This window comes from Streptomyces sp. NPDC006624, assembly GCF_040611555.1.
Taxonomy (GTDB): Bacteria; Actinomycetota; Actinomycetes; order Streptomycetales; family Streptomycetaceae; genus Streptomyces.
The window spans coordinates 17742-43720 of the sequence record NZ_JBEXOM010000006.1; the positions used below are offsets into that span (position 1 = coordinate 17742).

General features: G+C 70.6%; 24 protein-coding genes. 13 read left to right on the forward strand and 11 right to left on the reverse strand.

The window, feature by feature from the left end; translation table 11 throughout:
* The first annotated feature begins 78 nt into the window (after positions 1 to 78).
* The 5 genes from ABZY20_RS12990 (at position 79) to ABZY20_RS13010 (ending at position 3867) form a co-directional block, all read left to right on the forward strand.
* Entirely contained in the window at positions 79 to 1059 is a 981-nt protein-coding gene (locus ABZY20_RS12990; RefSeq protein ID WP_356440790.1) for a ribose-phosphate diphosphokinase, read from the forward strand.
* A 167-nt stretch (positions 1060 to 1226) separates the two neighbouring features.
* The gene (locus ABZY20_RS12995) at positions 1227 to 1820 is read left to right on the forward strand and encodes a 50S ribosomal protein L25/general stress protein Ctc (RefSeq protein WP_356440793.1); all 594 of its coding nucleotides are present in this window, start codon (positions 1227 to 1229) and stop codon (positions 1818 to 1820) included.
* 69 nt (positions 1821 to 1889) lie between these two features.
* Complete coding sequence (gene pth, locus ABZY20_RS13000; RefSeq protein WP_356440795.1) at positions 1890 to 2492, forward strand: aminoacyl-tRNA hydrolase; 603 nt, start codon at positions 1890 to 1892, stop codon at positions 2490 to 2492.
* 54 nt (positions 2493 to 2546) lie between these two features.
* Positions 2547 to 3038: a hypothetical protein gene (locus ABZY20_RS13005; RefSeq protein ID WP_356440798.1), complete on the forward strand. Its 492-nt coding sequence runs from the start codon at positions 2547 to 2549 to the stop codon at positions 3036 to 3038.
* Positions 3039 to 3174: 136 nt separating this feature from the next.
* Positions 3175 to 3867, forward strand: coding sequence for an LPXTG cell wall anchor domain-containing protein (locus ABZY20_RS13010; RefSeq protein WP_356440800.1), 693 nt, complete (start codon positions 3175 to 3177; stop codon positions 3865 to 3867).
* 62 nt (positions 3868 to 3929) lie between these two features.
* On the opposite strand, the gene ppc is transcribed toward ABZY20_RS13010, so the two are convergent.
* Positions 3930 to 6662 carry a phosphoenolpyruvate carboxylase gene (ppc, locus tag ABZY20_RS13015; RefSeq protein ID WP_356440802.1) on the reverse strand — a complete coding sequence of 911 codons (2733 nt, stop codon included), beginning with the start codon at positions 6660 to 6662 and terminating at the stop codon, positions 3930 to 3932.
* A 295-nt stretch (positions 6663 to 6957) separates the two neighbouring features.
* Between ppc and ABZY20_RS13020 the strand changes: the two genes are divergently transcribed.
* The 4 genes from ABZY20_RS13020 to ABZY20_RS13035 are packed head-to-tail and all read left to right on the forward strand — an operon-like array spanning position 6958 to position 9202.
* Positions 6958 to 7977, forward strand: coding sequence for a fatty acid desaturase (locus tag ABZY20_RS13020; protein WP_356440805.1), 1020 nt, complete (start codon positions 6958 to 6960; stop codon positions 7975 to 7977).
* On the forward strand, positions 7974 to 8651 hold the full coding sequence (locus ABZY20_RS13025) for a TetR/AcrR family transcriptional regulator (RefSeq protein WP_356440808.1): 678 nt from the start codon (positions 7974 to 7976) through the stop codon (positions 8649 to 8651). Before ABZY20_RS13020 ends, ABZY20_RS13025 begins: the two co-directional genes overlap by 4 nt.
* 51 nt (positions 8652 to 8702) lie before the next feature.
* Complete coding sequence (locus ABZY20_RS13030) at positions 8703 to 8954, forward strand: type II toxin-antitoxin system Phd/YefM family antitoxin (protein WP_356440811.1); 252 nt, start codon at positions 8703 to 8705, stop codon at positions 8952 to 8954.
* A complete protein-coding gene (locus tag ABZY20_RS13035; protein WP_356440814.1) occupies positions 8951 to 9202 on the forward strand; it encodes a type II toxin-antitoxin system RelE/ParE family toxin in 252 nt (83 codons plus the stop codon). Before ABZY20_RS13030 ends, ABZY20_RS13035 begins: the two co-directional genes overlap by 4 nt.
* 7 nt (positions 9203 to 9209) lie before the next feature.
* On the opposite strand, the gene ABZY20_RS13040 is transcribed toward ABZY20_RS13035, so the two are convergent.
* Positions 9210 to 10028: a trans-aconitate 2-methyltransferase gene (locus ABZY20_RS13040; RefSeq protein ID WP_356440817.1), complete on the reverse strand. Its 819-nt coding sequence runs from the start codon at positions 10026 to 10028 to the stop codon at positions 9210 to 9212.
* Positions 10029 to 10157: 129 nt separating this feature from the next.
* On the opposite strand from ABZY20_RS13040, the gene tamR reads away from it, so the two are divergent.
* Entirely contained in the window at positions 10158 to 10655 is a 498-nt protein-coding gene (gene tamR / locus ABZY20_RS13045; protein WP_097223022.1) for a MarR family transcriptional regulator TamR, read from the forward strand.
* Here the strand turns inward: tamR and ABZY20_RS13050 are convergent.
* Entirely contained in the window at positions 10614 to 11381 is a 768-nt protein-coding gene (locus ABZY20_RS13050) for a response regulator transcription factor (protein WP_356440820.1), read from the reverse strand. The two genes, tamR and ABZY20_RS13050, sit on opposite strands and share 42 nt — an antisense overlap.
* A 303-nt stretch (positions 11382 to 11684) precedes the next feature.
* Here ABZY20_RS13050 and ABZY20_RS13055 point away from each other — a divergent pair, with 303 nt between their 5' ends.
* Positions 11685 to 12143: a GNAT family N-acetyltransferase gene (locus ABZY20_RS13055; protein ID WP_356440822.1), complete on the forward strand. Its 459-nt coding sequence runs from the start codon at positions 11685 to 11687 to the stop codon at positions 12141 to 12143.
* Between the two features lie 3 nt (positions 12144 to 12146).
* Here the strand turns inward: ABZY20_RS13055 and galK are convergent, their stop codons facing one another.
* From galK to galT, 3 genes are read right to left on the reverse strand one after another with little or no spacing between them, the layout of a single operon-like run.
* Entirely contained in the window at positions 12147 to 13310 is a 1164-nt protein-coding gene (galK, locus tag ABZY20_RS13060) for a galactokinase (RefSeq protein WP_356440825.1), read from the reverse strand.
* A 29-nt stretch (positions 13311 to 13339) separates the two neighbouring features.
* Positions 13340 to 14302, reverse strand: a complete 963-nt coding sequence (galE, locus tag ABZY20_RS13065) for a UDP-glucose 4-epimerase GalE (RefSeq protein WP_356440828.1) — start codon at positions 14300 to 14302, stop codon at positions 13340 to 13342.
* Positions 14299 to 15360 (reverse strand): galactose-1-phosphate uridylyltransferase, encoded by a 1062-nt coding sequence (gene galT / locus ABZY20_RS13070; RefSeq protein ID WP_356440831.1) that lies wholly within the window; start codon positions 15358 to 15360, stop codon positions 14299 to 14301. The genes galE and galT overlap by 4 nt, the downstream gene beginning before the upstream one ends.
* Before the next feature lie 164 nt (positions 15361 to 15524).
* On the opposite strand from galT, the gene ABZY20_RS13075 reads away from it, so the two are divergent.
* Positions 15525 to 17204, forward strand: coding sequence for a sodium:solute symporter family protein (locus tag ABZY20_RS13075; RefSeq protein ID WP_356440832.1), 1680 nt, complete (start codon positions 15525 to 15527; stop codon positions 17202 to 17204).
* Between the two features lie 18 nt (positions 17205 to 17222).
* The gene (locus ABZY20_RS13080) at positions 17223 to 17537 is read left to right on the forward strand and encodes a hypothetical protein (protein ID WP_356440834.1); all 315 of its coding nucleotides are present in this window, start codon (positions 17223 to 17225) and stop codon (positions 17535 to 17537) included.
* Positions 17538 to 17785: 248 nt separating this feature from the next.
* On the opposite strand, the gene ABZY20_RS13085 is transcribed toward ABZY20_RS13080, so the two are convergent.
* From ABZY20_RS13085 to ABZY20_RS13105, 5 genes are all read right to left on the reverse strand, one after another.
* The gene (locus tag ABZY20_RS13085) at positions 17786 to 18214 is read right to left on the reverse strand and encodes a hypothetical protein (protein ID WP_356440837.1); all 429 of its coding nucleotides are present in this window, start codon (positions 18212 to 18214) and stop codon (positions 17786 to 17788) included.
* A gap of 686 nt (positions 18215 to 18900) precedes the next feature.
* Positions 18901 to 19599: a response regulator transcription factor gene (locus ABZY20_RS13090; protein ID WP_356440839.1), complete on the reverse strand. Its 699-nt coding sequence runs from the start codon at positions 19597 to 19599 to the stop codon at positions 18901 to 18903.
* A gap of 278 nt (positions 19600 to 19877) precedes the next feature.
* Positions 19878 to 21782, reverse strand: coding sequence for a PQQ-binding-like beta-propeller repeat protein (locus tag ABZY20_RS13095; RefSeq protein WP_356440842.1), 1905 nt, complete (start codon positions 21780 to 21782; stop codon positions 19878 to 19880).
* 76 nt (positions 21783 to 21858) lie between these two features.
* Complete coding sequence (locus tag ABZY20_RS13100; RefSeq protein ID WP_356440845.1) at positions 21859 to 23589, reverse strand: PQQ-binding-like beta-propeller repeat protein; 1731 nt, start codon at positions 23587 to 23589, stop codon at positions 21859 to 21861.
* A gap of 193 nt (positions 23590 to 23782) precedes the next feature.
* Positions 23783 to 25594, reverse strand: a complete 1812-nt coding sequence (locus ABZY20_RS13105) for an ABC-F family ATP-binding cassette domain-containing protein (protein WP_356440848.1) — start codon at positions 25592 to 25594, stop codon at positions 23783 to 23785.
* Positions 25595 to 25979: the final 385 nt, after the last annotated feature.

A 25979-nucleotide genomic window follows, 5' to 3' on the forward strand; every position in this document is an offset into this window, starting at 1 on the left:
CCAGCTGAGACGGCCTCCGGCAAGCCGGCTGCGAGGTCTCTCGACACCTAGCTGCGACACCTCTGAGGAGACAGTGCTGTGACCGGGATCAAGACGACCGGCGAGAAGAAGTTGATGTTCTTCTCCGGCCGCGCCCACCCCGAGCTTGCCGAGGAGGTCGCCCAACAGCTGGGTGTCGGGGTCGTCCCGACGAAGGCCTTCGACTTCGCGAACGGCGAGATCTATGTGCGTTATCAGGAGTCGGCCCGTGGTGCCGACTGCTTTCTGATCCAGAGCCACACGGCTCCGATCAACAAGTGGATCATGGAGCAGTTGATCATGATCGACGCGTTGAAGCGGGCGTCGGCTCGTTCCATCACGGTGATCGTGCCGTTCTACGGTTACGCGCGGCAGGACAAGAAGCACCGCGGGCGTGAACCGATTTCGGCGCGTCTGATCGCGGACATGATGAAGACCGCGGGTGCGGACCGGATCCTGACGGTGGATCTGCACACGGACCAGATCCAGGGCTTCTTCGACGGTCCGGTGGACCATCTGTTCGCGTTGCCGCTGCTGGCGGACTACGTGGGGCGGAAGGTGGACCGGTCGAAGCTGACGGTGGTGTCCCCGGACGCGGGCCGGGTGCGGGTCGCGGACCGCTGGTGCGACCGGCTGGGCGCGCCGCTGGCGATCGTGCACAAGCGGCGGGACAAGGACGTCGCGAACCAGGTGACCGTCCACGAGGTCGTGGGTGAGGTCGAGGGCCGGGTGTGTGTGCTGGTGGACGACATGATCGACACCGGTGGGACGATCTGTGCCGCGGCGGACGCGTTGTTCGCGCACGGTGCGGAGGACGTGATCGTGACGGCGACGCACGGTGTGCTGTCGGGTCCGGCGGCGGACCGGCTGAAGAACTCGCGGGTGAGTGAGTTCGTGTTCACGAACACGCTGCCGACGCCGTCGGAGCTGAGCGCGGATCTGGACAAGATCTCGGTGCTGTCGATCGCGCCGACGATCGCGAGCGCGGTGCGTGAGGTGTTCGAGGACGGTTCGGTGACGAGCCTGTTCGACGAGCAGTAGAGATCCTTTTGGGTGCGGCCTCCCTCGCCGAGTAGACTGCTGCAGTTGCTCGGCGAGGGAGGCCGTTCCCGTTGTGGGTCGGTGGTCCGTTATCGACGCGCTCTTCGTAGCAGGCCGTTCGTGGCCGGGTGACCACGTCCGTTTCTGACTTTCGAGGAGTGGTTGACATGTCCGAGGTGAAGATCTCCGCGGCGACGCGCACCGAGTTCGGCAAGGGTGCGGCGCGCCGTATCCGTCGTGAGGACAAGGTTCCGGGTGTGCTGTACGGGCACGGCGCGGACCCGCTGCACCTGACCCTGCCGGGTCACGACCTGCTGATGGCGCTGCGTACGCCGAACGTGCTGATCGCGCTGGACATCGACGGCAAGACGAACGAGCTGGCGATTCCGAAGGCCGTGCAGCGTGACCCGCTGAAGGGTTTCCTGGAGCACGTGGACCTGCTGCTGGTGAAGCGCGGCGAGCAGGTGAACGTCGACATCTTCGTCCAGACCGAGGGTGAGCTGGCTCCGGGCGGCAACCTGCTGGAGCACGTGCTGAACGCGCTGCCGGTGCAGGCCGAGGCCACGCACATCCCGGAGTCGGTGACGGTGTCGGTCGAGGGTCTGACGGCGGGTGACTCGGTCCTGGCGAAGGACATCCCGCTGCCGAAGGGCACGACGCTGGCCGTCGAGGAGGACACCGTCGTCCTGCAGGTCCTGGCCGCGCAGGCCGAGGAGGCCCCGGAGGGCGAGGAAGAGGGCGGAGAGGGCGCCGAGGCCTGATCCTCCGCGTCGTCGTTTCGTCGGCCGCTGTTCCCGTGCGGGGCAGCGGCCGACGCGTATGAAGGAGACATGGACGTGACGACCGATGCCGCCGCTCCCTGGCTGATCGTGGGGCTGGGCAATCCGGGGCCGGAGTATGCGGGGAACCGGCACAACGTGGGTTTCATGGTGGCCGATCTGCTGGCGGACCGGGTCGGGGGGAGGTTCAAGCGGGCCGGCCGGGCGCAGGCGCAGGTCGTCGAGGGGCGGATCGGGCCGCCGGGGCCGGCGAACCGGCGGGTGATCGTGGCGAAGCCGATGTCGTACATGAACCTGTCGGGTGGTCCGGTGAACGCGTTGCGGGACTTCTACAAGGTGCCGGTGGGGCATGTGGTGGCGGTGCACGACGAGTTGGACATCGATTTCGGGACGCTGCGGCTGAAGCTGGGTGGCGGGGACAACGGTCACAACGGGCTGAAGTCGATGACGAAGGCGTTCGGGGCGGATTATCACCGGGTGCGGTTCGGGATCGGGCGGCCGCCGGGGCGGATGCCGGTGGCGGATTTCGTGCTGAGGGATTTCTCGTCGGTGGAGCGCAAGGAGCTGGACTACTTCGTGGACCGGGCGGCGGATGCGGTGGAGTGTCTGGTGATCGAGGGTCTGGAGCGGGCGCAGGGTACGTACAACTCCTGACTTGTCGCCCGGCGAGGTTGACGGGCCGTTCAGGCATGGCCAATGATCCCGGCCATGCCTGCCACTGCCGCCTCTTCCCGTCGGGCCTCGGTCGTCGCGCTGCGGTTCGGGCGGTTCGCGATGATGGGTGCGGTCGCGGTGCTGCTTCTGATCGCGGGGGTGTGGGCGTCGTGGGGTACGGCGCAGCACGTGATGCTGACGAAGGGCCGGGAGCGGGGCACGGTCGAGGTGGCGCAGTGCGGGCCTGAGACGTGCTGGGGCCGGTACACGCCGTTGTCGGAGGGTTCGCAGCCGCGGCCGCGGGTGGTGCTGGAGAAGTCGGTCGCGGTGGAGCGGGGCCGGACGTACACGGTGGTGATGAAGCCGGGCGGTGCCGAGGCGGTGCGTTCGGGTCCGGCCGGGGTGCTGTACGCGTGGATTCCGCTGGGTGGTGCGCTGCTGCTGGCGTCGGTGGTGGTGGCGGGGGGTCTGTTGCGGACGCGGGCGGCGTGGGTGCTGGCGTTGTCGGGGGTGGCGTTGCTGACGGCCGCTTTCGTGGCGGTCTGAGGGGTGGGGCGTTCTCTTCCTGTGGGGAGGGCGTGAGCGTTGTGGGTTCGTGATTGACCGGGTGACGGGCGGGGCTGGATGCTGAGCCGCCCCCTCCACATGTTTCCGGTCACTTCTCGTAGACGGACGACTTTCGATGCGAAACCTCTCGCGCGCCGGCGCCGTGTCCGCCGTCGCTTCCGCGGTGCTCCTGCTCGCTCCGGCCGCTCATGCCGCTCCTGCGGGGGACAACGGCACGGTGAAGATCCACGATGCGGCGACGGGTGAGGAGCTGCGCCGCAACGAGCCGAAGGTGTGCTCCTTCTATCTGGACGCGTTCGGTTTCGACGGGGGTCAGGAGGTGGACTGGCGCATCGTGGCGATCCCTCCGAGTGCGGACAAGGGGGAGACGGTGGAGTCGGGTTCGCTGGTTCTGGACGGTCAGGGGCACGGCCGGACGGATGAGCTGTCGCTGCCGGACGGGCACTACAAGCTGTTGTGGACCTTCGACGGTGAGAAGGGTGCGGCCAAGCACAAGGTGTTCTGGACGGACTGCGAGGACGAGGGGGGTCCCGGTGGCGGGAAGCCGTCGGGGTCGGCGTCGGTGACGCCGTCGGCGGGGGCGTCCGAGGAGCCGTCGGGTGGGCCGGGGTCGTCGCCGTCGGCGGGTGCGCCGGCGGGTGGGGGTGCTGCGGCGTCGTCGTCGCCGTCGGCGCAGGGTGTGGCCGGTGGTGATCTGGCGGAGACGGGCAGCGGGGCTCCGGTGGGTCTGCTGTCCGGTGTGGCGGCGGTGCTGGTCGCGGCGGGCGGGTTCCTGCTGCTGCGCCGCCGGGGCGTCGGCCGGGGCTGACCGCAACGTGCCGTGCCCCCGAGCCCGTACGGGTTCGGGGGCACGGTGGTGTCCGGGCCGGGTCAGCCGGTGTTGCGCAGGCCGGCTGCCACGCCGTTGACGGTGAGGAGCAGGGCGCGGGCGAGCAGCGGGTCGGGCTGTTCGCCGGCGGCCACGGCGTCGCGCTGCCGCTTGAGCAGGGCGACCTGGAGGTAGGAGATCGGGTCGAGGTAGGCGTCGCGGATGGTGAAGGTCTGCTTCAGCACGGGTGCGGCGTCGAGGAGTTCGTCCTCGCCGGTGACGCGGAGCACTTCGCGGACGGTGAGTTCGTGTTCGGCCTTGATGGTGTCGAAGACGTGCTTGAGCTCGTCGGGGACGAGGGTGTCGACGTAGTGCTGGGCGATCCGCAGGTCGGTCTTGGCGAGGGTCATCTCGACGTTGGAGATGAAGTTGCGGAAGAAGTGCCACTGCTGGTGCATCTCGTCGAGGACGGTGTCGAGGCCGGCCTCGCGCAGGGCCTTGAGGCCGGAGCCGACGCCGAACCAGCCGGGGACGATCTGCCGGGACTGGGTCCAGCCGAACACCCAGGGGATGGCGCGCAGGCCGTCGAGCGAGACGCCGGAGCCGGGGCGGCGGGAGGGCCGGGAGCCCAGGTGCAGGTCGGCGAGCTGGTCCACCGGTGTCGACGCGAGGAAGTACGTCGGCAGGTCGGGGTCCTCGACGAGGCGGCGGTAGGCGGCGTGGGCGGCGTCGGAGACGACGTCCATCGCGGCGTCCCAGCGGGCGAGGGCCTCGTCGGACTGGCGGGGCGCGGTGTGCAGGGCGGAGGCCTGGAGGGTGGCCGCGACGGTGAGTTCGAGGTTCTCGCGGGCCAGGGACGGGATGAGGTACTTGTCGGAGATGACCTCGCCCTGTTCGGTGACCTTGATCTCGCCTTCGAGGGTGCCCCAGGGCTGGGCGAGGATGGCGTCGTGGGTGGGGCCGCCGCCGCGGCCGACGGTGCCGCCGCGGCCGTGGAAGAGGCGCAGGCGGACGCCGTAGCGGTGGGCGACGTCGCGCAGGCGGCGCTGGGCGCGGTGGATCTCCCACTGGCTGGTGGTGATGCCGCCGAACTTGGAGGAGTCGGAGTAGCCGAGCATGACCTCCTGGACGTCGCCCCGGAGCGCGACGAGGCGCCGGTAGGACGGGTCGGAGAGCATGTCCTCGAGGATGGTGTCGGCGGCCTTGAGCTCGTCGGTGGTCTCCAGCAGCGGCACGATGCCGATCTTGGCCCAGCCGGCGTGCAGGTCGAGGAGCCCGGCCTCGCGGGCGAGGACGGCGGCGGCGAAGACGTCGTCGGCGCCCTGGCACATGGAGATGATGTAGGACTCGATGACCTCGGGTCCGAAGACCTCCAGGGCCTTCTTCACGGTCTGGAAGACGCCGAGGGTCTTCTCGCCGGGGGCGTCGACGGGTGCGGGGGTGGGGGCGAGGGGGCGCCGGGAGCGGAGTTCCTTGGCGAGGAGCTTGGCGCGGTACTCGCGGGGCATGTCGGCGTAGCGCCAGGATTCCTCGCCGAGCCGGTCGAAGAGCTGGCCGAGGGCGTGGTGGTGGGCGTCGGCGTGTTCGCGGACGTCCATGGTGGCGAGCTGGAGGCCGAAGGCGGCGAGGGTGCGGATGGTGCGGGCGAGGCGGCCGTCGGCGAAGAGGCTGCCGCGGTGCTCGCGCAGGGAGCTCTGGATGATCCGCAGGTCGGCGATGAGCTGGCTGGTGCCGAGGTAGTCGCGGCCGGGCTGGTGTGCGGTGCCCTTGGCGAGGCGCTGCTTGGTGTTGACCAGCTTCTGCCGGATGCAGGTGGCCTTGAGCCGGTAGGGCTCCTCGGCGTTGAGGCGCTTGTAGCGGGGGCTGATCTCGGGGAGGTTGTCCAGGTCGGCCTGGAGGGAGGTCAGCAGTTCCTCGGTGGCGCCGGCGTAGCGGATGGAGTTGGACAGGAAGCCGCGGAGTTCGTCGATGGTCTCCAGGGCGTCGTTGATGCCGTGCTCGTGCTGGAGGATCAGGACGTCCCAGGTGACCTGGGGGGTGACGTTGGGGTTGCCGTCGCGGTCGCCGCCGATCCAGGTGCCGAAGGTGAGGGGGCGGGTGTCGTCGGGGAGCTTGACGCCGGCCCGTTCGAGTTCGGCGGTGAGGTCTTCGAGGACGTCGCCGACGGCGCCGGCGTGCAGTTCGTCGAGGTAGTAGATGGCGTTGCGGGCCTCGTCGGCGGGCTCGGGGCGGACGACGCGCAGTTCGTCGGTCTGCCAGACGAGGTCGATGTTCTCGGCGAGGCGGGTGTCGAGGCGGCGGCGGTCGGACTCGATGACCGGGGTCTCCAGGAGCTCGGCGATGCGCCGGAGCTTGTTGAGGACGGAGCGGCGTGCGGCCTCGGTGGGGTGTGCGGTGAAGACGGGGCGCACGGTGAGGTTGCGGACCGTCTCGCGCAGGTGCTCGGGGTCGGCGTCCTTGAGGCGGTCCGCCGTCCGGGCGAGGAGCCCGCCCTCGGCGGCGCGCCGGGCGCGCAGTTCGCGGCCGCGGTGCACCTGCTCGGTGACGTTGGCCAGGTGGAAGTAGGTGGAGAAGGCGCGGACCAGCTTGGCCGCGGTGTCGAGTTCGGTGCCGCGCAGCAGCTCGGCGGCGGCCTCGCCGTCCTCTCGGGTGAGGCGGCGGACCTTCTCGACGAGTTCCAGGAGCTCGGGACCCTCCTGCCGGACGAGGGTCTCCCCGAGGAGGTCGCCCAGTCGGCGGATGTCGGCCCGCAGCTCGCTGCTCGTCGTCGTGGTCTGGTCGTCGGCACTGCTCACAGGTGCGGCTCCTTGCAGTGTTGAAGCTCGTCTGGGAGGGGAACCCGGACGGCGTCTCGCGGCGGCGGCTGCCGCATACGGTTCGGACATCCGGGAAGAAATCAGAGCGGACCGCGCTGTCCGACCGACTCCAGGATAGGTGTCGGCCGGGACGCGCAGGCTCGCGGGCTCTTGCCGCCGGGCGAGGCACTGCCATACTTACGAAGCCGTAGGTTACGGAACCGTAGGAAGCACGTCGCGGTTCCGCCGGCCCGGCCACCCTTCTCCCATTCCACATACCCCCCAGGGGACGCGTATGACCAGTAGCTCCGACGTGATCGAGGACGCCCCGAAAGCGCCCGGTCAGCCCACCGATGCCGCAGAGCCCTCCGCCACGCTCGGCGGCGAGAAGAAGCGGTCCGTCGAACAGATCGCCCTCCTCCTCTTCATCGTCGTCCCCTTCCTCGCGCTGCTGGGGGCGGTCCCGCTGGCGTGGGGCTGGGGGGTGAGCTGGCTGGACCTGGGTCTGCTGGTCTTCTTCTACTTCCTGGGGTGCCACGGCATCACGATCGGGTTCCACCGCCACTTCACGCACGGGTCCTTCAAGGCGAAGCGGCCGCTGAAGATCGCGCTGGCGATCGCGGGGTCGATGGCGGTCGAGGGTCCGCTGGTGCGCTGGGTGGCCGATCACCGCAAGCACCACAAGTTCTCCGACGCGGAGGGCGACCCGCACTCGCCGTGGCGGTTCGGCGAGACGCTGCCGGCCCTGATGAAGGGCCTGTGGTGGGCGCACATCGGCTGGATGTTCGACGAGGAGCAGACGCCGCAGGACAAGTACGCCCCGGACCTGATCAAGGACAGGACGCTGCGGAACATCTCCCGCCAGTTCGTGCTGTGGACGGTGGTGTCGCTGGGGCTGCCGGCGCTGATCGGCGGTCTGGTGACGATGTCCTGGTGGGGCGCGTTCACGGCGTTCTTCTGGGGTTCGCTCGTCCGGGTGGCGCTGCTGCACCACGTGACCTGGTCGATCAACTCGATCTGCCACGCGGTCGGCAAGCGCCCGTTCAAGTCGCGGGACCGCTCGGGCAACGTGTGGTGGCTGGCGATCCTGTCCTGCGGCGAGTCCTGGCACAACCTGCACCACGCGGACCCCACCTCGGCGCGGCACGGTGTGATGCGCGGCCAGCTGGACTCCTCCGCCCGGCTGATCCGCTGGTTCGAGCTGGCGGGCTGGGCGTACGACGTGCGGTGGCCGTCACGCTCGCGTATCGATTCGCGCCGTAACTCCGGGGAAGGCGGCTCCCGGCGCGGGAAGGAGCCCGTCGAGGCGGCATGATGGTCGCTGTGGCGACCGACTCGAGCAGCACCCCCAGCAATGACAAGCCGCGGCGAGTGCGTCGCACCCGGATGACCGGTGCCGAGCGCCGTCAGCAGCTGCTGGAGATCGGTCGCACGCTCTTCGCCGCGAAGGGCTTCGAGGGCACGTCGGTGGAGGAGATCGCGGCGAAGGCCGGGGTCTCCAAGCCGGTGGTGTACGAGCACTTCGGCGGCAAGGAGGGCCTGTACGCGGTGGTCGTGGACCGCGAGATGCGGCGTCTGCTGGACATGGTGACCGGCTCGCTGACCGCCGGTCACCCCCGTGAGCTGTGCGAGCAGGCCGCTTTCGCGCTCCTGGACTACATCGAGGAGTACACGGACGGTTTCCGCATCCTGGTCCGCGACTCCCCCATCCCCCAGTCGACCGGTTCCTTCGCCTCGCTGATCTCCGACATCGCCACGCAGGTCGAGGACATCCTGGGCCGGGAGTTCAAGAGCCGGGGCTTCGACCCCAAGCTGGCGCCGCTGTACGCCCAGGCCCTGGTCGGCATGGTCGCGCTGACCGGCCAGTGGTGGCTGGACGTGCGCAAGCCGAAGAAGGCCGAGGTGGCCGCGCACCTGGTGAACCTGGCGTGGCACGGCCTGGACGGCCTGGAGGCCAAGCCGCATCTGATAGGCCGGCGCAAGAGCTGACGGCGGTTAGACGTTTGGGTCACAAGGTTAATCTTGTGACATCATGTGCTCATGATTGAGATCACGATCAGCTCCGCCCGTTCCCAGCTCGGCGACCTGGTCCGGCGCGCGGCCCACAGCCGCGAGACCATCGCCATCACCGACCACGGCCACGTGGCCGCGCTGCTCGTGTCTCCGCAGGTGATAGAGGATCTCGAAGACGCGCTGGCCGTCGCGGACTATCAGCGGCGCAAGGCGGAGGGCACCCTGGGTGAGGGGGTTTCCCACGAAGAGGTCGGACGCATGCTGGGGCTGCGCCCGTGATCTACCGCATCGTCTGGGAGACGAACGCCACGAACGCGGCGGTGCGGTTCCTCAAGGAAGATCCGGCCGGACTGGCCGCCGCCTACGAAGCCGTCGACGCCCTCGCCGAAACTCCCCGGCCACTCACCACCTCCATCCCCTACGGCCCGGACTTCCGTCGGCTCCGCGTCGGCGAATACCGCGTCCTCTACGCCGTCGACGACGACGTCATCCGCATCCTCGTCACCCACCTCGGCCGCATGGCCTGAGCGCCGGTCACGCCTGTTTCCGCGCCACCGCGAACACCCGGCGGAACGGGAACGGCGTGCCGTGCGGCCCCGCCCGATAGGCCTCGCGCAACGCGGCCCGATACTCGGCGACGAACGCCTCGCACGCCTCGGGATCGTCGCCGAGGGCGGTCAGCACGGGCCGCAGCCCCGTCCCCTTGACCCAGTCGAGCACCGGGTCCTCGCCGTGCAGCAGGTGGAGGTACGTCGTCTCCCAGACGTCCGCCACGCAGCCGAGCGACGTCAGCCGCTCCAGGTAGGTCCCGGGGGTGTGCACGGCGTCGGCGTGGCGCAGGACGCCGTCGAGCCGGTAGCGCCAGCGGGGCGACGCGGCGAGGTCGCGCATCAGCCGGTGGCTGGGGGCGTCGAAGTTCCCGGGGACCTGGAAGGCGAGGGTGCCGCCGGGTTTCAGGCCGGCGACCCAGTCCGCGAACCGCTCGGCGTGACCGGGCACCCACTGCAGCGTGGCGTTGCTGACGATCAGGTCGTACGGCTCCCCGGGCCTCCAGGTCCGGACGTCGGCGGGGGCGAAGTCGAGCCGTCCGCCGCCGGGCGTCGGGCCTGCGTGCTCGACGTGGGCCCGGTCGAGCATCTCGGGGGAGTTGTCGTAGCCGGTGACGCGGGCGGCGGGCCAGCGGCCGGTGAGCAGCGCGGTGACGTTGCCGGGGCCGGAGCCGAGGTCGGCGATGCGCGGCGGGTCGGAGGGCGGTTCGGGCACGCGGGCGAGGAGGTCGGCGAAGGGGCGGGCGCGGTGCCCGGCGTGGCGCAGGTACTGGGCGGGGTCCCAGGTGGGGGCGGCTGCGGACATGGCTCCTCCGGGTGTCCTGCCGTGCGGACCGTACGGGCCGTGAGCCCAGCCTCGGCCGGGCAGTCTCTCGATGTCAAGATACTGGACATCAAGAGACTCTACGTCGACACAACCACTACACTGATCGTCATGGAGGACGAGGTCGACCGGCTGGTCGCAGCATGGCGCCGGGAGCGCCCGGACCTCGACGTGGAACCGCTCGAGGTGCTCAGCCGCGTGAGCAGACTCGCCCGGCATCTGGACCGGGCGCGGCGGCTGGCCTTCTCGGAGCACCACCTGGAGCCGTGGGAGTTCGACGTGCTGACGGCCCTGCGCCGCGCGGGCACGCCGTACCAGCTCTCGCCGGGTCAGCTCCTCACCCAGACGCTGGTCACATCGGGGACGATGACGAACCGGATCGACCGCCTGGCCAAGAAGGGCCTGGTGGAGCGCCTCCCCGACCCCTCCGACCGCCGCGGTGTCCTGGTCCGGCTGACGGACGAGGGCCGCGACCGCGCGGACCAGGCCCTGGCGGGTCTGCTGGACCAGGAGCGCGCGATCCTCGCGGAGCTCTCCCGCGCCCAGCGCGGCGAGCTGGCCGGGCTGCTACGCCAGCTGACCGCCCCGTTCGACAACATCCCCGGCTAGGTCGGCCGGACCGACGCCGGCCCGGCGCGCGAGGGCGACGGCGGCGAGCGTGGAGTGCACGCCCAGCTTGCCGAGGACGTTCTGCATATGGGTCCGCACGGTGTGCGGCGACAGGTAGAGGCGCTCGGCGACGGCCTTGCGCCCCAGCCCCGCGACCATGCAGCGCAGCACCTCCCGCTCGCGCGGCGTCAGCGACTGCACGAGCCGCTCGCTCTCGGTGCGGTGCTTGCGGGCGGCGGTGAGTTCGCGCAGGACGCCGGTGAGCAGGGCGGGCGGCAGATGGGTCTCGTCGCGCAGGACGCCGCGGATGACGGTGAGCAGCCGGGACAGCGAGCAGTCCTTGGCGACCCAGCCGGACGCCCCGGCCTGCAGCGCGAGCGCCGCCCGCCGCGGGTCGTCCTTCTCGGCGAGCACCACGATCCGTACGTTCGGCTGGGCGGCCCGCACCCCCGTGACGAGGGAGATCCCGTCGACGAGCCCGTCCTCGTTGCCCTCCTGCACGGGTACGGCCGGCCGGGCGCCGGGCACCTTCCCGCCCAGGTCGGCGTCGACGAGCAGCACGTCGAACCGGCGCCCCTCGGCGACCGCCCGCTCCAGGCTGCGCAGCGCGGCCGGGCCGCTGCCGGCCGCGGACACGTCCACGTCGGGCTCGGCGGCCAGGGCCGCGGCGAGTGACTCGGCGAAGATGCGATGGTCGTCGACGACCAGGACTCGGATGCGAACCACGTAACCCCCCTTCCCCGGTGCTCCTGAAGAGCAGGGGATACCCCATCGTCGGCAGACGACACCGCGCGGGCACGACGCCGGAGTGTCCAGATCCGCTGCGTCCGTCCGTCCTTGCCGCAGCCTGGCCGGGTCGCCGCAGCCGCACGGCCGCCGCCGTACGGAAACCGCTACCCCCACCCCGGGCGTCGTACCCGGCTGTCTCGCCCCCTGAGCGGCACCGGCCCCCACCGGCGCTGTTCATCAGAGTACGGACGGGGCCCCGGAGCGGAAGGCTATTTGCAGAACTGACCGTCCGGCGCGTTTATGGTGTGCCGCATGTTCCGTCTTGAGACAGAAGTCGACAAGGCCCGACGTGATCTGCTCCGCGCACGGCTGCGGGACGCGAACACGGCCGCCTCCCCGGTCCTGCGAGCCCTGCGCGGAACACCGGACGAAAGGGACGTCCCGTTGCACGTGTGGGCTGTGAACGACACGGACGGCACCCTCGCCGGCGGCCTGGTCGGCTACACCTGGGCGACCTGGCTCCACGTGACCTACCTGTGGGTCGACGCACCCCACCGCGGCGCCGGCCTCGGCAGCCGCCTGCTCGCACGGGCGGAACACCTCGCGGCCTCCCGGCGCGGCTGCCGCGCCGCCCGCCTGGAGACCTGGGACTTCCAGGCCCCCCGCTTCTACGAGAAGCAGGGGTACGAGGTGGCGTGCGCGGTGCCGGACTATCCGCCGGGGATCACGGAGTACCTGCTGACGAAGAAGCTGGGCTGAGCCTCAGGCCAGGCGGTGGGCGCCCGCCGCCGGCACCGCCTCGAAGACCCGGGGGGCCGTGAAGCCCGCCGCCGCGAAGGCCTCCGTGACGGCCTTGGTGAGGGCGTCGACGTCCGCCTCCTCCGCCAGGACGATCGCCGAGCCGCCGAAGCCGCCGCCCGTCATACGGGCGCCCAGGGCGCCGGCGGACAGGGCCGTGTCGACGACCAGGTCCAGTTCCGGGCAGGAGATGCGGAAGTCGTCGCGCAGGGAGGCGTGGCCCTCGACCAGGACCGGGCCGATCGCGCGGGTCTCGCCCGACTCCAGGAGGGCGACCACGCGCTCGACGCGCTCGTCCTCGGTGACCACGTGGCGGACCAGGCGCCGGACCTCCTCCTCGTCGCCCAGGCGGGCCAGCGCCGCGTCCAGGCCGTCGTAGGGGACGTCGCGCAGGGCGTCCACGCCCAGCAGGGCGGCGCCCTTCTCGCAGCCCGCGCGGCGCTTGCCGTACTCGCCCTCGCTGTGGGAGTGCTTGACCTGTGTGTCGACGACCAGCAGGCGCATGCCCTCGGCGGCCAGGTCGAAGGGGATCTGCCTCTGGGAGAGGTCGCGGGTGTCGAGGAACAGCGCGTGGCCGGCCTCGCAGCACGCCGAGGCCGTCTGGTCCATGATGCCGACCGGGGCGCCGACGTAGACGTTCTCGGCGCGCTGGCAGAGGCGGGCCAGCTGCCAGCCCCGCAGTCCGAGCTCGAACAGGTCGTTGAGGGCCAGCGCCACGACCACCTCGAGCGCCGCCGAGGACGACAGGCCCGCGCCCGAGGGGACCGCGGAGGACAGGTGGACGTCCGCGCCTGTCACCGCGTGGCCGGCCTCGCGCAGGGCCCACACCACGCCCGCCGGGTACGCCGTCCAGTTCCGGTCCGACTCGGGGGCCAGGTCGTCCAGACGGAACTCGGCCACGCCGTCCTCGACGTCCGCCGAGTGCAGGCGCAGCACCCCGTCGTCGCGGCGTGAGACCGCCGCCACCGCCCGGTGCGGCAGGGCGAACGGCATGACGAAGCCGTCGTTGTAGTCCGTGTGCTCGCCGATGAGGTTGACGCGGCCCGGCGCCGCCCACACCCCGTGCGGCCGGGCGCCGTACAGCTCGGTGAACCGCCCGGCGACCGTCTCGGCAACAGCCTCGCTCATGCCCTGACCCCTGACCCTTTCCGTACCTACTAGTTGCCGCGCCGCTGCGCGAAGTCCCACGCGTCCGCGACGATTCCCGCGAGGTCCGCGCGGGACGGGTTCCAGCCCAGCTTCTCGCGGGCGGTGGCGGCCGAGGCCACCAGGACCGCCGGGTCGCCGCCCCGGCGGGGGGCGATCACCTCCGGGATCGGGTGGCCGGTCACGCGGCGGACCGTCTCGACGACCTCGCGGACGGAGAAGCCGTTGCCGTTGCCGAGGTTGCAGATGAGGTGCTCGCCGGGGGCCGCGGCCTTCAGGGCCAGCAGGTGCGCCTCGGCGAGGTCCGCGACGTGGATGTAGTCGCGCACGCAGGTGCCGTCCGGCGTCGGGTAGTCGTCGCCGAAGACGGAGATCGCCTCGCGCCGGCCCTGCGCGACCTGCAGCACCAGCGGGATCAGGTGCGACTCGGGGTCGTGGCGCTCGCCGTACGCGCCGTACGCGCCCGCCACGTTGAAGTAGCGCAGCGAGACCGCGCCCAGGCCGTGTGCGGCCGCCTCGCCGGTGATCATGTGGTCGACCGCGAGCTTCGAGGCGCCGTAGGGGTTCGTCGGGTTCGTCGGTGCCGACTCCACGATCGGGACCTGCTCCGGCTCGCCGTAGGTGGCCGCCGTGGACGAGAAGACGAGGGTGCGCACGCCCGCCTCGCGCATCGCCGCGAGCAGGGCCATGGTGCCGCCGACGTTGTTGTCCCAGTACTTCTCCGGCTTCACGACCGACTCGCCGACCTGGGAGAACGCCGCGAAGTGCAGGACGCCGTCGAAGGAGGGGTCCAGCCACTTGGCGGCGTCGCGGATGTCGCCCTCCACGAACGCCGCGCCCGCCGGGACGCCCTCGCGGAAGCCCGTGGAGAGGTTGTCCAGGACGACGACCTCGTGACCGGCCTCCAGCAGGTGCTGGGCCACCACGCTGCCGACGTAACCCGCGCCGCCCGTCACCAGGTACTTCCCGCTCATGAACTCGCTACCTCTCGCAGTCGCTCGGCCGCGCGCTCCGGCGGCACGTCGTTGATGAACACGTTCATGCCGGACTCGGAACCCGCGAGAAACTTCAGCTTGCCGGAAGTGCGGCGGATGGTGAAAAGCTCGAGGTGGAGCGCGAAGTCCTCACGCACGACCCCGTCGAAGTCCTCCAGCGCGCCGAACGGGGCCTGGTGCCAGGCCGCGATGTACGGCGTCGGAGTCTCACCCTCACCGAAGATCCGGTCGAAACGCCTCAACAGTTCCAGATAGACCTTGGGGAACTCTGTGCGCGCGTCCTCGCCCAGGCCGAGCAGGTCGGGCACCCGGCGCTTGGGGTAGAGGTGCACCTCGTAGGGCCAGTGCGCCGCGTACGGCACGAAGGCCGCCCAGTGCTCGCCCTCCAGGACGACCCGCTCACCGGCGAGTTCGCTCTCCAGGACGGCGTCGAAGAGGTTGCCCCCGCCGGTCATCTCCTTGTGCTCCGCGGCCGAACGGAGCATCAGGGCGGTGCGCGGGGTGGTGAAGGGGTAGGCGTAGATCTGCCCGTGGGGGTGCTGGAGCGTGACACCGATCTCGGCGCCCCGGTTCTCGAAGCAGAACACCTGCTCGACGGAGGGGAGATGGGACAGCTCAGAGGTGCGGTCCGTCCACGCGTCCAGCACCAGGCGGGCCTGCTCCTCGGAGAGGTCGGCGAAGGACGCGGTGTGGTCGGAGGTGAAGCAGACGACCTCGCAGCGGCCGGAGTCGCCGGCCAGGGAGGGGAAGCGGTTCTCGAAGACCACGACGTCGTACGAGGAGTCCGGGATCTCGCTGAGCCGGTCGCCCTCGGACGGGCACAGGGGGCACTCGTCGGCCGGCGGGTGGTAGGTGCGGCCCTGGCGGTGCGAGGCGACGGCGACGGCGTCACCGAGCAGGGGGTCGCGGCGGATCTCCGACGTGGTGACGGTGCGGTCCAGCGGGCGGCGGTCGGCCGCGCCGCGCACGCTGTCGTCACTCAGGTCGTAGTAGATGAGCTCGCGACCGTCGGCCAGCCGGGTCGAGGTCTTCTTCACGCCGGACTCCTCATCCTTCAAACATAACTCAACATACCAAAACACAACTCACCACAATCGTCAACATCACAATCAAACAAAGAGGATCACCGGACGTGTTCAATGACTGAACGCGGAGGCGTAGATTCCGCGAGGTATCGGTTCCCGCAGCAAAGCGAGGGCTCATGCACACCCCCACATACCTGGCAGCCGAGCTTCGACTCCCCACCAACTGGCTCGACTACACGATCCTCGGCCTCTACTTCGCCGTCGTCCTCGGCATCGGCTTCGCCGCCAGACGCTCGGTGAAGACCAGCCTCGACTTCTTCCTCTCCGGCCGCTCCCTGCCCGCCTGGGTCACCGGTCTGGCGTTCATCGCCGCCAACCTGGGCGCGACCGAGATCCTGGGCATGGCCGCCAACAGCGCGCAGTACGGCGTCTACACGACCCACTGGTACTGGATCGGCGCCATCCCCGCCATGGTCTTCCTCGGCCTGGTGATGATGCCCTTCTACTACGGCTCCAAGGTCCGCTCGGTCCCCGAGTTCCTGCTGCTGCGCTTCGACCGGGCGGCGCACCTGCTCAGCTCGGCCCTGTTCGCCTTCGCCGCCATCCTCATCGCCGGCGTCAACCTCTACGCCCTGGCCATCGTCGTCGAGGCGCTGCTGGGCTGGCCGGAGTGGGTGGCGATCGTGGTCGCCGGCTTCTTCGTCCTCGCCTACATCACCCTCGGCGGCCTGTCCTCGGCCATCTACAACGAGGTCCTGCAGTTCTTCGTGATCCTCGCCGCGCTCATCCCCATCACGGTGCTCGGCCTGAAGAGCGTCGGCGGGTGGGACGGTCTGTCGGACTCCCTCACCGAGTCCCGCGGCGGCGACTTCATGACCGCCTGGGGCGGCACCGGCATCGGCAGCGACAACCCGCTGGGCGCGAACTGGCTGACCATCGTCCTGGGGCTCGGCTTCGTCCTCTCCTTCGGCTACTGGACGACGAACTTCGCCGAGGTGCAGCGCGCCCTGTCCGCGAAGAACCTCTCGGCGGCGCAGCGCACCCCGCTCATCGCCGCGTTCCCGAAGATCTTCATCGTGTTCCTGGTGATGATCCCGGGCCTGGTCGCCGCGGTCCTGGTCCCGAAGATCGGCACCTCCGGATCCGACCTGCAGTACAACGACGCCATCCCCTACCTGATGGAACAGCTCCTGCCCAACGGGGTGCTCGGCATCGCCGTCACCGGTCTGCTCGCGGCCTTCATGGCGGGCATGGCGGCGAACGTGTCGTCCTTCAACACGGTGTTCACGTCGGACATCTGGGCCAAGTACGTGGTCAAGGGCCGGGAGGACGCGTACTACGTGCGCTTCGGCCGGCTCATCACCGCGATCGGCGTGCTGGCCTCGATCGGCACGGCGTTCCTGGCCCGCTCCTTCTCCAACATCATGAGCTACCTCCAGACGCTGTTCTCCTTCTTCAACGTGCCGATGTTCGTGGTCTTCATCATCGGCATGTTCTGGAAGCGGGCCTCGATGAAGTCCGGCTTCTGGGGCCTGCTCGCGGGCACCACGGCGGCCATGGTCAACTACTTCGTCCTCTACAAGCAGGACGTCATCGACATCCCCTCCGACCAGGGCGCCAACTTCGTCTCGGCGATCGCGGGATTCGTCGCGGGCGCGGTCGTCATGGTGGCGGTGTCGCTCTTCACCGCACCCAAGCCGGCCGAGGACCTCCAGGGCCTGGTCTACGGCACGACCTCGCCCGGCATGGCGGAACCGCCGGCCCCCGGCGACGAGGCGTGGTACCGCAAGCCGGCACTGCTCGGCTGGGGCGCGGTCGTCCTGGCCGCGGCCTGCTACATCCCGTTCTCGTTCTGACCGAGGGAGAATCGACAGATGTCCGAGCACTACTCCGACAAGGACGTCCAGCGGGAAGTCACCGACCTGGAGGGCAAGTCGGCGACGGCCGCGAGACTGTTCGACATCCGGCGCATCATCGGCGGGCTGTTCGTGGTCTACGGCGTCATCGTCACGATCGCGGGGATCACGGCGTCCGACGCCGACATCGACAAGGCGGAGGGCGTCAACATCAACCTCTGGACGGGACTGGGGATGCTGGCGCTGGGGGTGTTCTTCCTGGTGTGGCTGCGGCTGAGGCCTTCGGCTCCGCCGCCGCCGGGGGTGGAGCCGGGGGATGAGCCCCAGGAGTGACGGAGGGGCGGGGCCGCGCCCCGTCAGCACCGCCGACGCATGTGTGGGAGACAGGGCCGCTCCGCTCCGGCGCCCCCATGCGGCAGCCCGTGCGGGGCGGGTGGGTTCGTGCCGCCCACCCGCCCCGCACAGGTCATTTCCGGTAGCGGAGGTCCTCTGTCACCAGGGCCGTGGGTGGCCGAGCCGATTCCCGGGGCCGAAGGCTGCGGCGCCTGGCGATTCGTTGCGGATTCGTCGTGCAGCGACCGTCAGCGTGGCTCCTGGTGACTCGTTCCTGAGAGTACGGCCTCAAGCGCGTCACCCGTCATGTCGATGACGACCGCTTCCTCCTGCATGTCCGCGGGAAGCCCCGTCCGCTCCTCAGCACGGCACACAACCCTGCCGGTACGTGGGTCGAAGATCACCGCCCCGAGCGCGGCGACCAGATCGGCGAGGATGGCGAAAACGCGACCAGCCTGTGGGCGCTCCACCAGGATGCCGGTTTCGTCGGCGGAGATCTCGGCTTCGCTGCCGTCAGGCGCCCGGAGCCAGAACCGCAGGCTTCCGTCCTCACTGACAGTGGACTGTGGATCCCCCACGTTGTGGGGCTCCAGGACCGCCCGCACCAGTTCCATATCCGGCGGAACGGGTACGTCACCACCGTCGACGAACTTGTAGATCGACGGGCTGTAACTCATGAAGCTCCTCTCGGTGTCCTGCCACCGCCGTGGCAGGACACCGCTTTCTCATCACGTCACAGCGGCCGCCGTGTCGTCGGACCAGTGGGACGAGTCGCCCGCCGGGGTGGCCGGCTCCGTGCCGGTGGGCCTGTCCGACAGGCCCGGCTGGACGGCCACGCCGGCCAGTACGGCCACCGCTGCCGCGGACGTGACGACGGACGTCAGGAACCGGGGTCTGCCCGATCCGGTCAGGAATCGGGTTCTGGGCAGGAAAGGCCCTGGTCTCGGGCGCAAGGAAACTCCCCCTCGTCGCAAAGGAAGGCGTCCGGGGGTGTGGTCGGAACACGGGAGAGATGCGCGACGAACCGGCGATGCCGTCGCGGCATGCCGGTGCGTCCCTCCCCCGTGGCGACGATGTTCCCCCGGTCGCCGGTTGACGCGCCTCGTGGCGGAGTGGTCAGCTCCGCCGAGCGCGACGATCACTTTAGGTACAGGAGTTCGAATCGACCAGGGTGTTTTGCCGAGCCCGGGGCGGAGTGGCGCGAAAAGAGCCCCGGGGGTTCGCCGGTCCGGCAGCCGCAACTCCCTCTGGAAGCTGTGGAATTACTGTGTGCATCCCGTGAAAGCGGCGGGGAGGCCGCGGGCCGGTCAGGGCTGAGATCGACCAGAACCCGCCCATGCCCCACGGCTCGGTGTGCAGCGGGTCAGGCCTCCGGCCCGGTGCCGGTGTTCCGGGTCACCGCACCCGCCCGGTCCAGCAGCCCCGTCCGCGCCGCCAGCGCCGCCGCCTCCAGGCGGGAGCCCACGCCCAGCTTCATCAGGACCCGCTGGACGTGCGTGCGGGCCGTCGAGGGGGCGATGTTCATGCCCGCCGCGATCAGGCGTGTGTCCTCGCCGTCCGCGACGCGGACCAGGACCTCGACCTCGCGGGGGGTGAGCATCGACAGCAACCGCTGCCCCTCGTCGTCCGGTTGGGCCGCCGGGTTGAGCAGCTCGCTGAAGGCCCCCTGCAGCAGCCCCGGGGCCACCGCCGCCTCCCCCGCCCGCGCCTTCATGATCGCCCGCTCGACCCCCTCGATGCGCTCGTCGTGCCGGACGTAGCCGGAGGCCCCCGCCGCGAACGCCGCCGCGATGCCGCGCGGGCTCGGAACCGGTCCCAGCACCAGCACGGCCACCTGCGGCCGCTCCCGCTTGATCCGCACCACCGGGTCGAAGATCCCCGGCTCCGCCGGCGCGGCCGTCCCCAGCAGGCACACCTCCGGCGCCCGCGTGATCACCAGCTCCGCCGCGCCCGCCGCCGGCGCCGCCGCGGCCAGCACCCGGTGGCCCCGCAGCTTCAGCGCCGAGGCCAGCGCTTCCGCCAGCAGTCGGTGGTCGTCGACCACCATGAGCCGCACTCCCATCGGCAACCCCCCAGTCACCCCAGTCCCCCCGATGGAAGCCCCCCGGCCTCCCCGCCGTCATGCCCCCGGAAGCTACACGCTTGTTCGACGTTGCGCTCCCCCTACCCGTGAGAATCGCCCCGGATCGCCGAAATTCCTCGCATTCGAGGTTGACTGAGCCAAACGCGAACGGTCCCGCCCCTGAACAGGGACGGGACCGTACAGGCCACCAGTCGGTCAGCAGCCGATCACCACCGTGCGGATGATCGACCACTGATCACCAGCCGGTCGGAAACCGATCACCCGGTGCCGAAGCCGACCGCGAGGTATTCCTTGTCGCTGATGCCGGACCGCTTGCTCGCGTACACCTTGGACATGTATAGGCGCCCGTCGCCGTAGAGGAACTCGGCGTACTCCGGCGACATGCTGGTCTCCACGTCGCGCACCTGGTCCGTCGCGGGGTTCTCCAGCAGCGTCGTCTGCTTGAAGCTGCTGCCGTCGATGCTGACGACCTGACCGCCCTTGTCGTACGGCGGCCGCTTGTACGCGAGGAGGTTGCCGCCGTCCATGCGCAGCGGCGAGATCGTGTAGCCGTCCCCGGCGTCGGCCCGTCCACCGGTCTGCTTGCCGGTGGCGAGGTCGAAGGCGACGATCTCGTTGGTCTGGCTGTACTTGCCGGTCCCGTCGTGCTCCTCGGTCGGCAGGTAGAGCCGGTCGTTGCCGACGGCCAGCAGGGTGCAGGCCTCGATGCGGGTGATGCCCTCGCAGCGGGCCGCGAACTGCTCGCCCGGCGCGGAGATGCGGGTGCGCAGCTCGCCGGTCTTGTTGTCGATGGAGAAGAAGTCCGAGATGCCGCTGCCGTCGCCGGCGGAGTCGCCGACGTCGGCGGCCACCACGAGCGGGTTGGTCGACACGATGCTGGCGTACTCGATGCCCCGGGTCATCTTGTACTCCGAGATCACCTTCCCGGACTTCGGGTCGATGGTCTGGATGTGCAGCTGCCGCTGGGAGTACGAACCGCACTTGCGCACCGCGACCAGCTTCTCGCCGCCGCCGTACCCGGCGTCGTAGCAGGAGTCGGAAGGCTTCGGGCTCCACAGGAGCTTGCCGGACACGTCGAAGGCGGCGCCGCCGCTGGTGCTGCCGACGGCGACGGTCTTCCCGCTGATGGTGATGTTGTCGAACGTGATCGGCCGGTCACCGGTCTTGACGGTCTTGGTCCACAGCTCCTTGCCCGCGTCGAGGTCGATCAGCGCGACCTGGCTGCACCCGTGCGAGGGGTCGGCCTTGGTCGGCATCGCGGGCTGGTAGATGATCGCCGTCAGGTTGTCGTCGGTGACCTGGCGGCTGGCCTGGCAGACCGGGCCGTCCAGCGGGATCTTCCACAGCTCCTCGCCCTTGTCACGGTCGTAGCCGACGATCTGGGCGATGCCGCTCTTGACGTAGGCCTTGTCGGTGAGCCACGAGCCGGAGACGACGACCGTGCTGTCGTTCTTCACCTCGGGCGCCGGGACCTGGAAGAGGACCTTGGCGGCCGGGTCGGACGGGGCCTTCTCCTTGCCGCCGGAGCCGCCGCCCTTGCCCTCGGTCGTGCCACCGGTGGCACCGCCGGAGTTCGCGGTGTCGTCCTTCCCGCCGTCGTCCTTGGTCGAGGAGTACCAGACACCGCCGCCGATGATCAGGGCGATCGCCACGACCGCGGCGACGATGATCGCGACCTGGGCGTTGAACTTCCCGCCGCCGCCGGGCTGTCCGGGCTGCGGCTGGAGCGGCACGGTCGGCTGCGGGTAGCCGTACCCGGGCTGCTGCCCGTATCCCGGCTGGCCGTAGCCGGGCTGGCCCGGCTGTCCGTACCCGGGCTGGCCGTACGGGCCCGGCTGCTGACCGGGGTAGCCGTAGCCGGGCGGCGCCTGCGGCGGCTGGGGCGCCTGCGGGTAGCCGTACCCGGGCTGCGGCTGGGGCGGCCCGGGCGGGGGCGACTGCGGCGCCGGCGGCGGAGGCGTCTGCGGTGCCTGCGGGGGCTGGGGTGCCTGCGGGGGCTGGGGTGCCTGCGGGTAGCCGTAGCCAGGCTGGGGGTTCTTGGTCAGGTCCGGGCCACCCGAGGGCGGCGGGGTCTGCGGCGGCTGGTCCTGGGGCGGCTGGTCCTGGGGCGGTCCGAAGCCGCCCCCCTGCGGGGGCTGCTGCGGCGGCGGGGGCTGGCTCATGACGTGAGTACCTCGGGGAAGGGGACGGTCGGCGGGGACGAACGCGCGAAGGAAGGGGGAAGCGCGGGGGGAAGTGTCACTTGCCGTAGGCGAGCATCAACTTCTCCTTCGTGTCGTCGTTCCCGCTCAGCCGGGTCGTCGAGATGTAGAAGCGCCCGTCGACCCAGTCGATGTCCTTGGAGAAGAACCCGTTCTCCAAGTCCGCGACGCCCTGCGGGTTCTGCAGCAGCTTGGCGGGCTCGCGGCTGCCGCCGCCGGTGGGGATGGCGACGACCTGGCCGCCCGCGTCGTACGACGGCTCCACGTAGGCGATGAGCTTGCCGTTCTCGACCTTCATCGGCAGCATCGATTCGTCGGCCGGGGACTTCACCCGCCACTTCTCCTTGCCGTCGGCGAGGTTGACGGCGACGATCTCGTTGGCGCCGGTGGTCGCCTTCGTCGGCAGGTAGAGCGTGTCGGCGTCGGCGGCGACGCCCTGGCAGCCCGTGAGATCGCGCTCCAGGATGGCCCAGCCGCACTCGGGGGCGAAGTCCTCGTCGAAGCCGACCTGCGAGCGGAACTTGCCGCCCGAGGTGAAGGTGGAGATGTTCCAGGCCTTCTTGTCCTCGTTGGTGCTGTAGACGACCAGCGGGCTCACCGAGTAGGTGCGCGCGACCCGCCAGCCCTTGTCGAACGGCTGGGTCCACAGGGCCTTGCCGGTCTTCGGGTCGAGCTCCTGGACCTCGTCGTGCGCGTTGTCGCTGCCGGCACCGCAGGAGGAGACGGCGATCAGCTTCTCGCCGCCGGCGAACGCGGTGGGGAAGCAGGCGCTGCCGTACTTCTTCTTGTCGAAGAGCTTGTCGCCGCTGGTGACGTCGTAGGCCGTGCCGGACTGGGAGCGGCCCACCATCAGCGTCTTGCCCGTGATGGACAGCTCGACGGAGAGCGTGGAGTCGAACAGGGCGCCCTCGGCGACCTCCTGCTTCCAGCCCTTCTCACCGGTGGCGAGGTCGATCTCCTGGAGCTGGTTGCACTTGGCGCGGTCGCTGCTGCCGCTCATGTACGCGACGACGATCTTGTCGTCGTCCGTCTTCTGCGGGGTCGTCGCGCAGATCTTCTGCGGGAAGGTGATGGCGTCCCAGGTGGGCTTGCCGTCGCCGACGTCGTAGGCGAAGAGCTGCTTGTACGCCGCCTTCACGGCCGTCTTGTCGGTGATCCACATGCCGTCGGCGTCGGCGCCGCGGCCGGGGGCGTCGGGCGCCTCCTTGTACCAGAGGACCTTGGCCTCGCCGGCCTGGCGGCCCTCGTTGAGGTTCTCCGGGTCCTCGCCGCCGTCGCCGCTGCCGTCACCGGGGTTGACCGGGTCGGAGCCGCCCTGCTTGGCGTCGTCGCTCTGCTGGGCGACGGGCTTCTTCTTGCCCTTGCCGCCGTCGTCACCGCCGGCGACGGCCCAGACGGTGCCGGCGACGACGAGCAGCACGGCCACGGCCGCACCGATGATCACGGCGGGCTTGCCCTTGAAGGGGTTGCCCGAGCCGCCCCCGGGCGGGGTGCCGGGCGCGCCCGGGTACTGGGGCTGGGTCGGGTAGCCGTAGCCGGGCTGGGCGTACGGGCCGGGCTGCTGCGGAGGCTGCTGGGGAGAGCCGTATCCGGGCTGCTGCGGATAGCCGTACCCGGGCTGCGGCGGTCCCTGCGGGGGCGGCGGCGTCTGGGGCGCGCCCTGGGGCGGTGGCGGGGTCTGCGGCGCCCCGAAGCCACCACCTTGCGGCGGCGGGTCCTGCGGTGCTCCAAAACCACCGTGCGGTGGCTGACTGGGCGGCTGAGTCATCAGTCGCTTCCCCCGTTCACTCACTGATTTTTAGCCACGCCCTGAGGTACGCGATGGGCTCAGAGTCGCTTCATAAAGTTCTAAGACGGCTCTTTCTATCACCCCGTTCCCACAAGGGAGCGGGCCGTCCCAACCCCTGTTCCCAAGGGAGGACCGGCCCGTGATGCCGCCGTTACGCGCCTTCACGCACCCTTCACGCGTCCTCGGCGAGTTCCAGCCACCGCATTTCGAGCTCCTCGCGCTGACCAGCCAACTCGCGCAGCTCGGCGTCCAGTTCGGCCACCTTCGCGAAGTCCGTGGCGTTTTCGGCGATGTGTGCGTGGAGCTTGGCCTCCTTCTCGGAGACCTTGTCGAGCTGCCGCTCGATCTTCTGCAGCTCCTTCTTGGCGGCGCGCTGGTCCTGCGCGCTCCTCTCGGGGGCCGCGGACTGCTGCGGCGCGGCGGCGGGCGAGGAGGCGGCGGCGGCCTCCTCCATGCGCTGCCGCCGCTCCAGGTACTCGTCGATGCCGCGCGGCAGCATCCGCAGGGCGCCGTCGCCGAGCAGCGCGAACACCCGGTCGGTGGTGCGCTCGATGAAGAACCGGTCGTGGGAGATGACGATCATCGAGCCGGGCCAGCCGTCGAGGACGTCCTCCAGCTGGTTCAGGGTCTCGATGTCGAGGTCGTTGGTGGGCTCGTCGAGGAAGAGGACGTTGGGCTCGTCCATCAGCAGGCGCAGCAGCTGGAGCCTGCGGCGCTCACCGCCGGACAGGTCGCCGACCGGCGTCCACTGCTTCTCCTTGGTGAAGCCGAACGTCTCGCACAGCTGACCGGCCGTCATCTCGCGCCCCTTGCCGAGGTCGACGCGCTCGCGCACCTGCTGCACGGCCTCCAGCACGCGTGTGGCCGGGTCGAGTTCGGCGACCTCCTGGGAGAGGTAGGCCAGCTTGACGGTCTTGCCGACGCGGACGCGGCCGGCCGCGGGCTGGGTCTCGCCGTCGCTGCGGGCCGCGTCGGCCATGGCCCGCAGCAGGGAGGTCTTGCCGGCGCCGTTGACCCCGACGAGGCCGATCCGGTCGCCGGGGCCGAGCTGCCAGGTGACGTGCTCGAGGAGGACCTTGGGGCCCGCCTGGACGGTGATGTCCTCCAGGTCGAACACGGTCTTGCCGAGCCGCGAGGACGCGAACTTCATCAGTTCGCTGCTGTCCCGGGGCGGCGGCACGTCCGCGATGAGTTCGTTGGCGGCCTCGACGCGGAAGCGCGGCTTGGACGTCCGGGCCGGTGCCCCGCGGCGCAGCCAGGCCAGCTCCTTGCGGACGAGGTTCTGCCGCTTGGCCTCCTCGGTGGCGGCGATGCGCTCGCGCTCGGCCCGGGCGAAGACGTAGTCGGAGTAGCCGCCCTCGTACTCGTAGACCGAGCCGCGCTGGACGTCCCACATGCGGGTGCAGACCTGGTCCAGGAACCAGCGGTCGTGGGTGACGCAGACGAGCGCGGAGCGGCGGTTCTGCAGGTGCCGGGCGAGCCAGGCGATGCCCTCGACGTCGAGGTGGTTGGTCGGCTCGTCGAGGACGAGCAGGTCCTGCTCCTCGATGAGCAGCTTGGCCAGCGCGATACGGCGGCGCTCACCGCCGGAGAGCGGGCCGATGACGGTGTCGAGTCCCTTGGGGAACCCGGGCAGGTCCAGCCCGCCGAACAGGCCGGTCAGCACGTCCCGGACCTTGGCGTTGCCCGCCCACTCGTGGTCGGCCATGTCGCCGATGACCTCGTGGCGGACGGTGGCGGCGGGGTCGAGGGAGTCGTGCTGGGTGAGCACGCCGAGGCGGAGCCCGCCGGAGTGCGTCACCCGCCCGGTGTCGGCGCCCTCCTGCTTGGCGAGCATGCGGATCAGCGTGGTCTTGCCGTCCCCGTTGCGCCCCACGACCCCGATCCGGTCCCCCTCGGAGACGCCGAGGGAGACACCGTCGAGCAGGGCGCGGGTGCCGTACACCTTGCTGACGTTCTCGACATTGACCAGGTTGACGGCCATTTCTCTCCTGACAGGGGGGACGATCGACCCTCCAGGGTAGTCGGGCGGCGGGGTGCCGCGGCCGGGGTGCTCAGGAGCGGGCCGGGGCCTCCCGGCGGGGCCGGTGCCGCCGCACGTCCCGGAGCGTCTCGTGCGTCCGCTCCGCCCGCCGCGGGCCGTCGTCCCCGGACGGGCATCGGCCCACTCTCCGTCCACCCCGGGCCGTCGCCCCGGACAGGCATCGCGCCACTCTCCGCCCGTCGCCGGCCATCGCCGCGGACGGACATCGCCCCACTCCCCGCCCGCCATCGGCCATCGCCGCGGACGGACATCGCCCCACTCCCCGCCCGCCATCGGCCATCGCCGCGGACGGACATCGCCCCACTCCCCGCCCGCCATCGGCCAT

Bases quoted from the DNA above. Each gene is read 5' to 3' on its own strand.
- ABZY20_RS12995 (WP_356440793.1), top strand. From the start codon at position 1,227: ATGTCCGAGGTGAAGATCTCCGCGGCGACGCGCACCGAGTTCGGCAAG.
- pth (WP_356440795.1), top strand. From the start codon at position 1,890: ATGGACGTGACGACCGATGCCGCCGCTCCCTGGCTGATCGTGGGGCTG.
- ABZY20_RS13005 (WP_356440798.1), top strand. From the start codon at position 2,547: ATGCCTGCCACTGCCGCCTCTTCCCGTCGGGCCTCGGTCGTCGCGCTG.
- ABZY20_RS13010 (WP_356440800.1), top strand. From the start codon at position 3,175: ATGCGAAACCTCTCGCGCGCCGGCGCCGTGTCCGCCGTCGCTTCCGCG.
- ABZY20_RS13020 (WP_356440805.1), top strand. From the start codon at position 6,958: ATGACCAGTAGCTCCGACGTGATCGAGGACGCCCCGAAAGCGCCCGGT.
- ABZY20_RS13025 (WP_356440808.1), top strand. From the start codon at position 7,974: ATGATGGTCGCTGTGGCGACCGACTCGAGCAGCACCCCCAGCAATGAC.
- ABZY20_RS13030 (WP_356440811.1), top strand. From the start codon at position 8,703: ATGATTGAGATCACGATCAGCTCCGCCCGTTCCCAGCTCGGCGACCTG.
- ABZY20_RS13040 (WP_356440817.1), bottom strand. From the start codon at position 10,028: ATGTCCGCAGCCGCCCCCACCTGGGACCCCGCCCAGTACCTGCGCCAC.
- tamR (WP_097223022.1), top strand. From the start codon at position 10,158: ATGGAGGACGAGGTCGACCGGCTGGTCGCAGCATGGCGCCGGGAGCGC.
- ABZY20_RS13055 (WP_356440822.1), top strand. From the start codon at position 11,685: ATGGTGTGCCGCATGTTCCGTCTTGAGACAGAAGTCGACAAGGCCCGA.
- galK (WP_356440825.1), bottom strand. From the start codon at position 13,310: ATGAGCGAGGCTGTTGCCGAGACGGTCGCCGGGCGGTTCACCGAGCTG.
- galE (WP_356440828.1), bottom strand. From the start codon at position 14,302: ATGAGCGGGAAGTACCTGGTGACGGGCGGCGCGGGTTACGTCGGCAGC.
- ABZY20_RS13075 (WP_356440832.1), top strand. From the start codon at position 15,525: ATGCACACCCCCACATACCTGGCAGCCGAGCTTCGACTCCCCACCAAC.
- ABZY20_RS13080 (WP_356440834.1), top strand. From the start codon at position 17,223: ATGTCCGAGCACTACTCCGACAAGGACGTCCAGCGGGAAGTCACCGAC.
- ABZY20_RS13085 (WP_356440837.1), bottom strand. From the start codon at position 18,214: ATGAGTTACAGCCCGTCGATCTACAAGTTCGTCGACGGTGGTGACGTA.
- ABZY20_RS13090 (WP_356440839.1), bottom strand. From the start codon at position 19,599: ATGGGAGTGCGGCTCATGGTGGTCGACGACCACCGACTGCTGGCGGAA.
- ABZY20_RS13095 (WP_356440842.1), bottom strand. From the start codon at position 21,782: ATGAGCCAGCCCCCGCCGCCGCAGCAGCCCCCGCAGGGGGGCGGCTTC.
- ABZY20_RS13100 (WP_356440845.1), bottom strand. From the start codon at position 23,589: ATGACTCAGCCGCCCAGTCAGCCACCGCACGGTGGTTTTGGAGCACCG.
- ABZY20_RS13105 (WP_356440848.1), bottom strand. From the start codon at position 25,594: ATGGCCGTCAACCTGGTCAATGTCGAGAACGTCAGCAAGGTGTACGGC.